At 65.3% G+C, this 12,746-nt stretch carries 11 protein-coding genes; 8 read left to right on the plus strand and 3 right to left on the minus strand.

Going from position 1 to position 12,746, the window contains the following annotated elements:
* Window positions 1–150: 150 nt before the first annotated feature.
* Together JQ573_RS23090 and JQ573_RS23095 are read right to left on the minus strand one after the other, a co-directional pair.
* Complete coding sequence (locus tag JQ573_RS23090) at window positions 151–1,536, minus strand: ABC transporter substrate-binding protein (RefSeq protein ID WP_212316284.1); 1,386 nt, start codon at window positions 1,534–1,536, stop codon at window positions 151–153.
* 192 nt (window positions 1,537–1,728) lie between these two features.
* A complete protein-coding gene (locus JQ573_RS23095) occupies window positions 1,729–3,705 on the minus strand; it encodes an AsmA family protein (protein WP_212316282.1) in 1,977 nt (658 codons plus the stop codon).
* 231 nt (window positions 3,706–3,936) lie between these two features.
* Here JQ573_RS23095 and JQ573_RS23100 point away from each other — a divergent pair, with 231 nt between their 5' ends.
* The 8 genes from JQ573_RS23100 (at window position 3,937) to JQ573_RS23135 (ending at window position 11,938) form a co-directional block, all read left to right on the plus strand.
* Window positions 3,937–4,644 (plus strand): CoA transferase subunit A, encoded by a 708-nt coding sequence (locus JQ573_RS23100; protein ID WP_092123538.1) that lies wholly within the window; start codon window positions 3,937–3,939, stop codon window positions 4,642–4,644.
* Window positions 4,645–4,668: 24 nt separating this feature from the next.
* The gene (locus tag JQ573_RS23105) at window positions 4,669–5,319 is read left to right on the plus strand and encodes a 3-oxoacid CoA-transferase subunit B (RefSeq protein WP_092123540.1); all 651 of its coding nucleotides are present in this window, start codon (window positions 4,669–4,671) and stop codon (window positions 5,317–5,319) included.
* Window position 5,320: 1 nt separating this feature from the next.
* Window positions 5,321–5,965 carry a GNAT family N-acetyltransferase gene (locus JQ573_RS23110; protein WP_212316280.1) on the plus strand — a complete coding sequence of 215 codons (645 nt, stop codon included), beginning with the start codon at window positions 5,321–5,323 and terminating at the stop codon, window positions 5,963–5,965.
* 532 nt (window positions 5,966–6,497) lie between these two features.
* Window positions 6,498–7,523 (plus strand): GlxA family transcriptional regulator, encoded by a 1,026-nt coding sequence (locus tag JQ573_RS23115; protein ID WP_249132189.1) that lies wholly within the window; start codon window positions 6,498–6,500, stop codon window positions 7,521–7,523.
* A 102-nt stretch (window positions 7,524–7,625) separates the two neighbouring features.
* The gene (locus tag JQ573_RS23120) at window positions 7,626–8,153 is read left to right on the plus strand and encodes a Tautomerase enzyme (RefSeq protein WP_212316278.1); all 528 of its coding nucleotides are present in this window, start codon (window positions 7,626–7,628) and stop codon (window positions 8,151–8,153) included.
* Window positions 8,154–8,349: 196 nt separating this feature from the next.
* The gene (locus tag JQ573_RS23125) at window positions 8,350–9,129 is read left to right on the plus strand and encodes a nitrilase-related carbon-nitrogen hydrolase (RefSeq protein ID WP_249132191.1); all 780 of its coding nucleotides are present in this window, start codon (window positions 8,350–8,352) and stop codon (window positions 9,127–9,129) included.
* A gap of 342 nt (window positions 9,130–9,471) precedes the next feature.
* On the plus strand, window positions 9,472–11,172 hold the full coding sequence (locus tag JQ573_RS23130; RefSeq protein WP_212316274.1) for a VWA domain-containing protein: 1,701 nt from the start codon (window positions 9,472–9,474) through the stop codon (window positions 11,170–11,172).
* Window positions 11,173–11,452: 280 nt separating this feature from the next.
* Window positions 11,453–11,938, plus strand: coding sequence for a cyclic nucleotide-binding domain-containing protein (locus tag JQ573_RS23135; RefSeq protein WP_212316272.1), 486 nt, complete (start codon window positions 11,453–11,455; stop codon window positions 11,936–11,938).
* Here the strand turns inward: JQ573_RS23135 and JQ573_RS23140 are convergent.
* Window positions 11,877–12,704 carry a metallophosphoesterase gene (locus JQ573_RS23140; RefSeq protein WP_212316270.1) on the minus strand — a complete coding sequence of 276 codons (828 nt, stop codon included), beginning with the start codon at window positions 12,702–12,704 and terminating at the stop codon, window positions 11,877–11,879. The two genes, JQ573_RS23135 and JQ573_RS23140, sit on opposite strands and share 62 nt — an antisense overlap.
* Window positions 12,705–12,746: the final 42 nt, after the last annotated feature.

The following is a 12,746-nucleotide window of genomic DNA, read 5'->3' on the forward strand; positions in this document are numbered from 1 at the left end:
GGCGAAAGCCGGGACCCATAACCACAGGTCCCGGTCGTTGCGCGAAAGTCGTCGACCAGCATACTCCACAACTGCTGCCGCGGCGTATGGGTCCCGGCTTTCGCCGGGACGACACGGAGCAAGTGGCGGCAGTGCCGGTCATCCTTTACGTTACCCCGCGACCTGCTTGATGCGGGCGATCAGTTCGTCGACGGCTTTGTCCACCGGCACCTTCTCGCTGACGACGCGGTTCATGGCCTTGGCCCAGACGTTCTCATTGTTCAGGATGGTGAACTTCCAGTTCTTGGTAAAGTCGAACGGCGCGGTGCCGCCGGTGAACTGATTCCAGACCGCCTTGCGATGCCGGTCGGCCTGCCAGAACGGGCTCGCCTGGCTGGCCTTGGTCACCGGGAACCAGCGGCCGAGCGCACCTTCGATATAGGGCCGCACATTGTCTTCCTGCATCAGGAAGCTGATGAACTGCTTGCCTTCGGCCTTGTTCTTGGCGTTGGCGAAGATCAGCCCGGTCTTGACGTCGGAGCGATACCGGATCGTCGAGCCGTCTGGCGCCTTCGGGAACGACGCCGTGATGATGTCGTGCTCGTAGGCCTGCTTGCCGGCGGCGCGCTGCGCGTCGGTCAGCGCCGGGTTGGTCGAATCCTCGAACCACTTCGCCGCGATCGAGATCGTGAAATTGTGGGTCATCACGATCGTCTTGTTGTGGAAGGCGACGTTGTTGTCCGGGTCCTTCCAGGTCGTCGAGGACGGCGGGGTGCAGCCCTTGATGTAGGTGTCGGTATAATCCTTCAGCGCGTGGATCAGGCCGTCGCGCACCTTGGGATCGTCGACCAGGAGCTTGCCGTCGTCGTCGACCAGCTTGACGTGGTAGGCGTCCATGAAGGTGTAGAACGACTGGAACGAGTCGGTGGATTCCACGCCCATCGGCTGGCCGACGCCGTAGGTGCGCTGGCCGGTCGCCTTGCGGATCCCCGGCTGCACCTTGTCGCACCAGAACGTCCAGTAATCCTCCCACTTGGTCGGGATGTCATCGGCCTTGAAGCCGGCCTTCTCCAGCATGTCGCCCCAGATCTGGACGTGCATGCTCTGCTGCTTGAGCGGGAAGCCGTAATAGGACTTCTTCTTGGTGACGTCATTGTAGAGCAGGGCCGCTTCCAGCGTGTTCGGCGCGAAGGCGTCCTTCATCGGCAGCATGATGTCGGACAGGTCTTCGAGCTTGCCCTCGAATGCCCACTTGCCCTGGGCCTGCACATCGTAGGTGTCGGAATAGGCGACGTCGGGCACGGTGCCGGAGTCCAGCGCGGCGACGGTCTTCGGAATCATGTCCTGGATCGCGTATTGCGACAGTTCGACCTTGATGCCGGTCTTGGCTTCGAATTTCTTGATCGTATCGAGCAGCGCGTCGTCTTCGGACTTGTAAAATCCCTTGCCCCACCAGACGGTGATCGTCTTGCCCTGGGCCAGAGCGGGTGCAGTTGCGGCGAACAGGCCGACCGCAGCGACCGCAATTGATAGCGCACCGATAACCTTGGATCTCACGTTCTTCTCCCCTCATGAGGCCGGTTTTTTTAACCGGTTAGGGAAAACACTAGCGCATGCCCGTGACCCGATAAAGATGCCGCGTCGACGACTTCTGTAGGGGGCTCGCGGGAGAGCGTGGATCAGTCCCGCTACATTGATGCGGAAAGTGAATGGATCGATCAGTTCGATCCTTGGTCAGTTCGACTTTGATCAGTTCGATTTGGCATTCTCGGCCGCTGTCGCCGGTGCGTTGGCGGGTGCGCCGGCCGCTGCATCGGGCGCGGCCGCGGGCCGTGCGGCTCCGCCGGTGATGCGCTCGATCACCGAGCGCACCGCATCGCGGGTCTTGCGATCCTTCACGGCGTCGAGCAGCGGGGCGGATGCGGGCGAGCGGCGGATCAGGCTTTCCGGATCGGGAAAGATCAACGGATCGTCCCACGGGCCTTGAATCACGAAGGGCAGATCGAACGCGGTGCCGCCGGCCGCCGCCGAGGTCAGGCTGGCGACGCCCTTGAGATCGTACTCGCGCGACGGCACCGAGGCGGTGCCGGTCAGCGTGATCTTCGCCGCGGGGCTCTCGACATGGATGTCGTCGGCGGTCGCGACGCCGTCGGCGAATTTCACCGAGACGCTGAGATTGTCATAGGGCGTCGAGCCGGAGCGGAAATTGCCGCCACCGGACAGCGGCCGCTTCTCCAGCCGCCGCAGCAATTGCTCGACGTTGAAGCCGGCGATCGCGCCGTCATGCCCGTTCAGCGTCGCGGTGCCGTCCAGCGACGACGCGAGCCCGAACGGGCTCGAGCCGGACGCCGTCAGGGAGACGTTGAGGTTGCCGCGGCCGGACAGCTTGTTGATGCCGAACAGTTCGCTGGCACAGGCCTGCAGATCGACATCGGTGAACTGGAATTGCGCCCTGACGTCGGCGACCGCATCCGAGCGCGCGATCGCGAACGAACCCTTGGCGATGCCGCCATACATCTGCGCCTCGCCGACACTGAGCGCGAGCGCGCCGCCGCGCAGATTGGCGCCGAACGCGGTGCGGCCGAGCTTGGACGGGCCGACCGTCACCTTGGCGGCCGACAGGCGCATGTCGAGATCGGTCGACGACAGCGAGGAGAGGTCGAACAGCTGCCGGTTCCAGTCGCGCTGGCCGCTGGCCAGCAGGCGGAATGTCGAGATGTAGGGCGTGAAATCGAGATTGCCGGCGGCAAGCGTCGCCTGCAGCGTCTGCCGGCCGTTATTGGCGTAGGTCATCACGCCCTCGGCGACATTGCCGTCGAGCTCGACATTGACATTGGTCAGAGCGACCGAGCCGCCGACCACATTGGCGCGAGCCTTCAGTGCGAAGCGGCCGAAGCCGCCACCGCCGCCGGGCGGCGCCTGGCCCATCCAGCGCAACGCGTTGCGCAGCGACGGGCTGTCCATAGTGGCCGTGCCTTCCATCATCAGGCTGGTGCGGTTGGCGACGGTTCCGTCGAACGCAATCTTCAGCGGCGCGCTGGCAAGCCGCGCCTTGAGGCCGGAACGGTCGCCCGACAGCAGCGCGACGAAATCGCTGGCACTGATCGAGCCGTCGACGCGCTCGCCGCGCCAGTCGAACTGGCCGGTTGCGGCAAAGGAACGCGAGATGGAGGGCCAGGCCAGCGACAGGTCGATGTCGCCGAGCTGTTCGGAGATGTGGTTGGTGCCGTCCTCGTAATTCAGCTCGCCGTCCTGGATCCTGATCTCCGAGAACGACACCTGATTCTCGGCGCCGGGCGTCATCGTCTTGGCGATGGTCTCGACGAACGGGGTCCAGTTACTCTCGCCGGCGCTGTCGCGAACCACATGGATATGCGGGCGGAGCATCATGACGTCGGCAATCTCGAACCGCCGCAGCAACAGCGGCAGCAGGCGCAGGTTCGCGGTCAGCACGTCGACCTGCAAGGCAGGATCGATGGTATCGGCGCCCTTCAGCCCGACATTGTGAAAGGAGACATAGCTGCCGGGAAACACCGAAACGTCGATCGGCCCGTTGACGACGAGCTCGAGCCCAGTCACGGCGCGGATCTGCGCTTCCACCGCGCTCCGCAGCGCGTCCCGGTTGAGGAACCACGACGTTCCGACCAGCCCGACGAGCGCCAAGCCGAGAAGCGCCGCGATCGGCATCCCCAGGCGCTTAATTCCTTGGGCAATCGTCAATGACATATCCGGTCGGGTTGAGTTTTGTCGGGTCGTCGTCGAACACTGCCGGCTGCGCAATGGAAGCCGGTGCCAACCCACGCAACTTGAAGGGTTTTCTTGTCGCTTTCAAGGCCATGTTGATGTCGCAGGCCGCCGCCGGTCGCCGCACGGGGCCGTGATTGACGCATTGCGAAGATTTCGCCTAATAATCCGCTGGACAGAGCCGTTCCGCGCCCTCCATCAGGTATTCATTGCATGAACAAGGTTTATCCCGACGCCAAATCGGCACTCGATGGTCTCCTCAAGGACGGCATGATGATCATGTCGGGCGGCTTCGGCCTCTGCGGCATCGCCGAGACCCTGTCGGACGCGATCCGCGATTCCGGCGTCAAGGGCCTCACCGTCGTCTCCAACAATGCCGGCGTCGACGGCATCGGCCTCAGCCGGCTGCTGGAGACACGCCAGATCAAGAAGATGATCTCGTCCTATGTCGGCGAGAACAAGCTGTTCGCCCAGCAATATCTCGCCGGCGAGCTCGAACTCGAGTTCAACCCGCAGGGCACGCTGGCCGAGCGCATCCGCGCCGGCGGCGCCGGCATCCCGGCCTTCTACACCAAGACCGGCGTCGGCACGCTGATCGCCGAAGGCAAGGAAGTGAAGGAATTCGACGGCGAGAAGTACATCATGGAACGCGGCCTGTTCGCCGACGTCGCCATCGTGCACGCCTGGAAGGGCGACACCGCCGGCAACCTCGTCTACCGCAAGACCGCGCGCAACTTTAACCCGATGATGGCGACCGCCGCGAAGGTCACCGTCGCCGAGGTCGAGCATCTGGTGCCGGCCGGCGAGATCGACCCGGACCACATCCACACCCCCGGCATTTTCGTCAAACGCATCATCGAGGTCGGGACCGGCAAGAAGCGGATCGAGTTCCGCAACACCCGCCCGCGTCCCGCAGCCTAAAACATAGATTTTCAGGAGAGCCCCATGGCTTGGACCCGTGAACAGATGGCCGCCCGCGCCGCCAAGGAATTGCGCGACGGCTATTACGTCAATCTCGGTATCGGCATCCCGACGCTGGTCTCGAACTACATCCCCGACGGCGTCGACGTGAACCTGCAGAGCGAGAACGGCATGCTCGGCATGGGACCGTTCCCTTATGAGGACGAGGTGGACGCCGACCTCATCAATGCCGGCAAGCAGACCGTGAGCGAATTGCCCTCGACCAGCTATTTCTCGTCGGCGGATTCCTTCGGCATGGTGCGCGGCGGCCATATCGATCTGTCGATCCTCGGCGCCATGCAGGTGGCGCAGAACGGTGACCTCGCCAACTGGATGATCCCCGGCAAGATGGTGAAGGGCATGGGCGGCGCTATGGACCTCGTTGCCGGCGTCAAGCGCGTCGTGGTCGTGATGGAGCATTCCGCCAAGGACGGCGCGAAGCTGCTCAAGCAGTGCAATCTGCCGCTGACCGGCGAGCGCGTGGTCGACATGGTCGTGACCGACCTTGCGGTGTTCACCATCGACAAGCACGGCAAGGACGGCATGGCGCTGATCGAGCTCGCCGACGGCGTCACGCTCGACGAGGTCAAGGCCAAGACCGAGGCGGAATTCCGCGTCGCGCTGACGAACACCTGAGATGACCGGCGCGGGACGATCCACGATCCGTCCCGCACGATCCGACGACGCCGGCTTCATCGCCCGCATCGTGCTGGCCGCGCAGCGCGGCCCGTTGCCGCGCGGCTGGTTCGACATCGTGCTCGACCGGCCGGAGGGGGAGTGTCTCGCGTTCATGGCGCGGCTCGCCGTGGCGCGGGTGCGGTCATGGTACCATGTCGCCCATTTCCTGATTGCTGAGGTCGACGGAGTGCCGGCTGCCGCGCTGTGTGCCATGCCTGCATCCGGAACGGTCGTCGCCGCACGCGCGGCGATCGAGGAGGTTGCGGCCGAGACCGGTGCCGATGCCGACGGCATCGTCGCGCGCGGCGGCTATGCCCGCAATTGCTGGGTTCAGGGCGGCGAGGGCGACTGGCTGATCGAGCACGTCGCAGCCGAAGCGTCGCATCGCGGCGGCGGCCTGGTGCAGGCCCTGATCGCCCGCGCGCTCGCAGACGGCAAGGCCGCCGGCTATTCGCGGGCATCGATCTCGTTCCTGATCGGCAACGAGGCGGCCGAGCGCTGCTACACCATGGCCGGTTTTGCCTTCGCCGAGGAGAAGCGCGATGCGGCATTCGAGGCGCTGACCGGCGCGCCGGGCTTTCGCCGATTTGCGCGGGGGATCTGAGGCGGCGGCAAGGGGGCACGTAGAAAGCGATCATATACACCGCCGTCGTCCTGGCGAAAGCCAGGACCCATAACCACCGTATTCGGTAGTGAGCGGGATCGCGGCCCCAGCGTCGCGCACCAACCAGCACTTGGGGTAATGGGTCCTGGCCTTCGATAGTTTTCGCACGATACGACGCACCGCTATTGCGTACCGCATCTCGGTGTCATCGCCCGGCTCGACCGGGCGATCCAGTATTCCAGAGGCAGTTGTGCTCGAATCGATAAGCCGCGGCGTACTGGATCGCCCGCCTTCGCGGGCGATGACAGATGAGGAGGGACACAGCTTCGCGCTCTCGCGACATGATTGTCCGAGCTTTGCTCTTCGTTTCGCCGCTCTGAGATCAGAGGGCGCAGGGAAAGCCGGGTGCCGATCGCACCCATGGGTCCCCCGGGGAGCTGTCCGTCCGGCCGTCACATCGGCGGCCGGCGCCCGTCGCTTGCCCGCTCGCGCGCGCGATGGCAGAATTGCCTCACTTTGTGCAAGATCGGACATGGCCATGCCACTCATCCGGATTTGGGTCTATGACGGTATCCTCGCTTCGGGCGTTGCGGGCATTGTCGACGTGTTCACGGCCGCCAATTCGGTGGCGGCGAAGCGGCCGCAGCGCCACAACGGCAAGCCGTCCCAGCTGCGGTGGCGCGTCGAGTCACTCAATGGCCGGCCGGTGCAGACCGCGTCCGGCCAAATCATTGGCGTCGATGGAGCGATCAGCGCGCGGTCTGCGGCGGATGCGGTGGTGATCCCCGGGCCGTTCGTCGGCGATATCGAACGCTTCTTCGCCCGGCTCGATACGGTCGAGCCGTTGCTCGCCGCGCTGCGGCGGCAACATGAGCGCGGCACCCTGCTCGCATCCTATTGCACCGGCAGCTTCATCCTCGCCGAAGCCGGCCTGCTCGACGGCCGGGTCGCGACCACCCATTGGGCGAAGGGGCGGACCTTTGCGATGCGTTACCCGGCGGTGGATCTGCGCGTCGCCGAGATCCTCACCGAGCAGAACCGGATCGTCTGCTCGGGCGCGGTGACCACCTCGCTCAATCTTGCGCTTCGGCTGGTCGAGAAGTTCGCCGGCGCCGATCTGGCCGCCGAGACCGGCAAGCTGATGCTGATCGACGGCAATCGCGTCTCGCAGGCGTCCTATGCCAGCCGCACGCACGACACCCAGCATTCCGACGCGCTGGTGGCGCAGGCGCAAAGCCTGATGGAGAAGTCGCTGCAGCGGGGCTTCAGCCTCGCCAGGCTGGCGCGCGACCTTTCGGTCAGCGAACGCACCCTGAACCGCCGCTTCAAGCTCGCGGTCGGCGAGGCCCCGCTGCAATATCTGCAGGCGCTGCGCGTCGACGTGGCCAAGCGCCTGATCGAATCCAGGCGGCTGAAGCTCGACGCGGTCAGTGCGCGTGTCGGCTACAACGATCTGTCGACCTTTCGCCGCCTGTTCAAGCGCGAAACCGGGCTTTCACCGCGCGAATACCAGCGCCGGTTTGCGCGTGTCCCCGCGCGCATGGCGCCTGCCGGCTGACGACGCCGTGTCCGAATTTGCCCTGAGAATGGCGATACTGCCACTGCTGTCGGAAGCACCCCGCGCATAGACCTCGTGCTGGCAACAACAGGAGGTCTCTCAATGCCGATGATCGACGTCACAATTCCCGAAGGAGCCTTGAAGCCGGCAGCGGAAGCGCGGCTCATCAAGGAGCTCGGCGATATCCTGATCGGTCACGAGGGATTCGACCCGGCCAACAAGGTTGCGCAAGGCGTCACCGTCGTGTTCCTGCATCGGCCGGCCGCCGTCTACGTGGCGGGCGAGCCGTCGCCGTCGCCACGCTATCGCATCGTGCCGACGGTGCCCGAGGGGCAGTACACCGAAGCCTCCCGCGCGGCTTTGGTGAAGGACGTGACCGCTGCCGTGGTACGCGCTGACGGTGGTTCGTACGAGGATGTGGCGCCGCAAGTCTGGGTGTTTCCGACCGAGATACCGGATGGCCAGTGGGGCAGCCGCGGCGTCATTCGTCTGCTGCCGGACATTCAGGCCTTCATCGCCGGCGAGCATGAACGCAAGGTCGGCGAAGAACGCCTTGCACGGCGACGGCGCGTCAAGGCGCTCGAGCTGCTTGCGGGCGCGCTTGATGCTGCCCGCAACGGCGTCGCGTGATGCGGCACCCGGCCATGGCAATCGATACGCATTTCAGGCTCGCGGCGATCCAGGCCGCCGCGGTACCGTTCGATCGCGAGGCGTCGGTGGAGAAGGCCTGTCGCCTGATCCGCGAGGCCGGTGCCATGGGGGCAACTGGCTGCCGGGCTATCCGTTCTTCTGTCATGCGCCGACCGGGCCGAGCACCTTTCGCGCCATGGCGGAATATCTCGATAGCTCCGTCGAGATTCCGTCGCCGGCCACCGACCGGCTCTGCGATGCCGCAGAGGGCGCCGGGATCGATGTCGTGATCGGCGTTGCCGAACGCGACGCAGTAACGAAGGGCACGGTCTACTGCACGCTTCTGTTCATCGGCCGCGAGGGGCGGATTCTCGGCCGTCATCGCAAACTCAAGCCGACCTTCAACGAGCGTTCGGTGTGGGCCGATGGCGACGCGGTCGGCCTGCGGGTTCATGAGCGGCCCTATGGCAGGATCAGCGGGCTCAATTGCTGGGAGCACAACACCATGTTGCCCGGCTATGCGCTGGCGGCGCAGGGAACGCAGATCCACGTCGCCGCGTGGCCGGGACGAGAGCCCGCCGTGGCGCCGCCGTCACCCACGCCGCTGTGGCCGCGACAGCTCCTGCTGTCACGCGCGTTCGCGTCCCAGGCGGGTTGCTACGTCATCGCCGTGGGCGGCATGCGGTCGCACGAGGCGACGCCCGAACGCTATCGCGAGCTGTCGACGATCGAGTACAGCGGCGACAGCGTAATCATCGATCCACGCGGTGAGATCATCGCGGGGCCGGCGCAAGGTGAGACCATCCTGATCGCTGACGGATCGCGGGAGGTTGTTCTCGCCGCCAAGGCGCTATGCGATATCGGCGGCCACTACTCGCGCCCGGACCTGCTGCGACTGATCGTCGACCGTGATCGACAGGATCGGGTCATCGATTGCGCCTTCGCCGGGCGCGTCGCGCCAGACGTGTGGGAGTAGTGCGATCTAGTGCAAAGCAGCGTCATCTGTGATGACGCTCACGCCGACGAGCTCGATGCGCGCAACTCTGGAAGCAATTTAGTCGTCACCCGCGTGTCGCGTTAGTCCAAACGCGTGTCGCAATAGTCCAAATGTTCGGACGCAAGTGACGCCAATCAAAGACGTTTTGGCGTTTCGTCGCGTGCGCGCCGGAAATGTATCGCATCAGCAATCCGGCCAACAAAAAACAAAATCCGGATCGAAGGAGGGCGCAGCTGTGGCAAGGTGCGAATGATCTCACGACATGCCCGCCGCCGCAGCCGTCTTTGCCCTCCGATTGTCTTCATCATCGAGGATCGATCCGTGATTAAGGTTTTTCGCCGCTCGTTCGTTGCCGGCCTGCTGTCGCTTGGCCTGGCGTTGCTGTCACTTCATGGCGCCCAGGCGCAGGCGCAAGCGCAGGGGACCGACACCATTCTCGTGCTCGATGCATCCGGCTCGATGTGGGGCCTGGTCGATGGGCAGAGCAAGATCTCGGCTGCGCGACAGGCGGTCGATGCCATCCTGTCGAAATGGAATCCCGCCGATCGTCTCGGCGTGATGGTCTATGGCCATCGCTCGAAGGGTGACTGCAAGGACATCGAGCTGATGGTGCCGGTCAGCAAGTTCGATCCGGCGAGGATCAAGGCCGCGATCGACGGCATCAACCCGAAGGGCAAGACGCCGATCTCGGGTTCGCTCCGTGCCGCCGCCGAGGCGCTGCACTCGACCGAGAACAAGGCCAATGTGATCCTGGTCTCCGACGGGATCGAGACCTGCGCGCCGGATCCGTGCGCGGCCGCGGCCGAGCTGAAGAAGGCCGGCATCGGCTTCACCGCCCATGTCATCGGCCTCGACGTCGCCGACCCCGCGGCGAAGAGCCAGCTGCAATGCATCGCGCGCGCGACCGGCGGCGTCTATCTCGATGCCGGCAACGCCGCGAGCCTCACCGGCGCACTGACCAAGGCGGTGGCGGCGACGCAAGGCACCAAGGTCGCAAGCGAGGCGCCGCCGAAGCCGGCGGCCGCCGATCCGTATCTCGGCAAGAACCTCCGCGGCGTGGCGCGGCTCGCCGAAGGGCTCGATCCGATCAGCGACGAGGACGTCAACTGGGGCGTCTACAAGCGCGCCGGAGGCGAGAAGGGCGAGCACGTCAACACCTTCTACGGTGCGCCGTTCGCCGACAATATCGCACCCGGCGATTACATCGTGGAAGTGAGCTACCGGCAGCTCAAGCGCGAGTTTCCGCTCAAGGTCGAGAACGGCAAGCCGGCCGCGCTCGACGTCATCCTCGATGCCGGCTACGTCACCAGCGAAGGCTCGGTTGCGGGCGGGGCTGCCAAGGTCGACGACGTGGTCTGGCAGGTCTCCGACAAGGGCGGCAGACTGGTCGCGCAGGAATACGACGCGGTGCCGCGCTTCGTGCTCGCCGCGGGCAATTACACACTGACGCTGACCAAGGGGCAGTCGAAGACCAGCAAGCCGTTCGCGGTCGCCGCGGGTGACTCCAGCAACGTCCAGCTCACCCTCGACGTCGGCAAGCTGATCGTCACCACCACCTATGCCGAGGGCGGCCCCAAGGTCGAGAAGGACCTCGTGGTCGCCGTGCACCAGCCGGCCAAGGCCGACGGTGACGAGGGCGAGAAGGTTGCGCAGGAATACGACGCCGAATCCAAGTTCGATCTGCCCGGCGGCAGCTACGAGGTGATGGTGACGGTCGGCGAGGCCAAAGGCACGGCGCGTGCGGAGGTGAAGTCCGGCGCGCCCACCCGGATCAACGTCAACCTCAACGCCGGCGTGGTCGGGATCAAGGCCGACGGCGCCCAGGAGATCGACATCTACGGTGCCGAGCGCGACATCAATGACGAGCGCAAGCGCGTCTCGGTGAGCTATGAGGCGACCTACAACGTCGCGCTCAGCGCCGGTGACTACGTCGCGGTCGGCACCTACGCCGACGGCCAGAAGGCGGAAAAGCCGTTCTCGATCGCCGCCGGCAAGCGCCAGACGCTGGAGATCAAGCAGTAGGGTGGCTGGATCGTCCGGGCCGCGGAAACAGTGCACCTCTCCCGCTCGCGGGGGACGTCGCATCTCATCGAAGATGAGATGCGGGTGGGGGCTCTCTCCACACTGGGACTCGCGGAGAGAGCCCCCACCCCGACCTTCCCCCGCAAGCGGGAGAGGGAGCCCTTCGGCCGCTCCGTCCCTGACGCACGGCCTGCCGACAATTTGGGCAGACCGCCCGGCTAATCCCGTTCACCTCGGCCACATCTCCGCCTAGTCTGACAGCAGACGGAGGCGAAACAGCATGCGGGCGATCCTTGATCACTGCACGGGCGGGAGCAGGCGCAGCCTGCCGGCCGGCACGGATTTCATCGAGGAGGGCGGCCAGACAGGTCACCTGTTCGTGCTGCTCGAGGGCAAGGTCGAGGTCGTGAAGGGCGACAGTCTGGTCGCGGTGATCGACGAGCCCGGCGCGGTGTTCGGTGAGATGAGTGTTCTGCTCGACAGGCCGCACAGCGCAAAGGTACGCACGGCGTCCAACTGCGTCCTGTACGAATTCGACGATGCAGCGTCGTTCCTGCGGGAGCAGCCTGCGCTGGCGCTGCTGATCGCGCAGCTCCTGGCGCAACGGCTGCATGTCGCCACGACCTATCTTGCCGATCTGATGCATCAATATGCCGATCACGGCACCCATCTGGCGATGGTCAGCGAAGTGCTGCAGAGCATGATCAACCTGCCGCCGATGCAGGTCGCGCCAGGCTCGGATCGGCAATCCGATCCAAGGATGTGAGCCAGTCCGGCGCCTCGCCGAGCGGCGTTGCCGGTCGATGCAGGGGGGCGTTGAGATCGACGATCTGCGCGTCGCCGGCGGCGAGCCAGAAAACCTTCTCCTGGGCGAGATCGAGCACGATGTAGACCGGCGGCCGGCCGGGCTGCAGGCCGGTATTGAACACCCAGGTCGTCCCGATCCGGTCGAACCACGAGCCGTTCGGGATGAACGGCGATTGATGCACATGGCCCGAGATCACCATCGCCGGATGGTGGCGTTCGATCCAGCGCAGCAGCTCGACGTCGCCGAAGAAGCGCTTGCCGCCCCAGCTGATCGGGGAATCCGCCGGCGGGGCGTGATGCACCCAGACCCAGCGGCGGTGCGGGATGGCGGCTGCCTCGCGCAGCTGGTCGTCGATCCGCGCCTTGACCATCGGGCCGTCCCACCACGGGCACACCGTGAACAGCGTGTCGCCGATGGTCAGATCGTCGCCGTCGCAGGCCACGCCGAATTCCCTGACGGCGGCGACCCATCGCGCAACCTTCTCGCCCTCTGCGTTGCGCTCGTCGAGGTCATGATTGCCCGAGCAGAAGATCACGCGCGTGAGGCCGGCGAGGCGCGCGAGGTATTTCGTGACGACGACGATCTGGGCGCGGAAATCGACCGCCGAGCCGAGGTTGAGCGCATCGCCGGCGAAGATCACCAGATCGAATTGCGGCGCGGCCGCCAGCAGCCAGTCGAACTGCGGCAATGAATAATGCAAGTCGGCGACGACGAGGCAGCGCATCCGCCAGATCCAGATGCCCGGAAAGCGGGCTGGGTTCGCGAG

Source organism: Bradyrhizobium sp. AUGA SZCCT0105, from assembly GCF_018129565.1.
In the GTDB taxonomy this organism is placed as follows: domain Bacteria; phylum Pseudomonadota; class Alphaproteobacteria; order Rhizobiales; family Xanthobacteraceae; genus Bradyrhizobium.

Bases quoted from the DNA above. Each gene is read 5' to 3' on its own strand.
- JQ573_RS23095 (WP_212316282.1), bottom strand. From the start codon at position 3,705: ATGTCATTGACGATTGCCCAAGGAATTAAGCGCCTGGGGATGCCGATC.
- JQ573_RS23100 (WP_092123538.1), top strand. From the start codon at position 3,937: ATGAACAAGGTTTATCCCGACGCCAAATCGGCACTCGATGGTCTCCTC.
- JQ573_RS23105 (WP_092123540.1), top strand. From the start codon at position 4,669: ATGGCTTGGACCCGTGAACAGATGGCCGCCCGCGCCGCCAAGGAATTG.
- JQ573_RS23110 (WP_212316280.1), top strand. From the start codon at position 5,321: ATGACCGGCGCGGGACGATCCACGATCCGTCCCGCACGATCCGACGAC.
- JQ573_RS23115 (WP_249132189.1), top strand. From the start codon at position 6,498: ATGGCCATGCCACTCATCCGGATTTGGGTCTATGACGGTATCCTCGCT.
- JQ573_RS23120 (WP_212316278.1), top strand. From the start codon at position 7,626: ATGCCGATGATCGACGTCACAATTCCCGAAGGAGCCTTGAAGCCGGCA.
- JQ573_RS23125 (WP_249132191.1), top strand. From the start codon at position 8,350: ATGGCGGAATATCTCGATAGCTCCGTCGAGATTCCGTCGCCGGCCACC.
- JQ573_RS23135 (WP_212316272.1), top strand. From the start codon at position 11,453: ATGCGGGCGATCCTTGATCACTGCACGGGCGGGAGCAGGCGCAGCCTG.
- JQ573_RS23140 (WP_212316270.1), bottom strand. From the start codon at position 12,704: ATGCGCTGCCTCGTCGTCGCCGACTTGCATTATTCATTGCCGCAGTTC.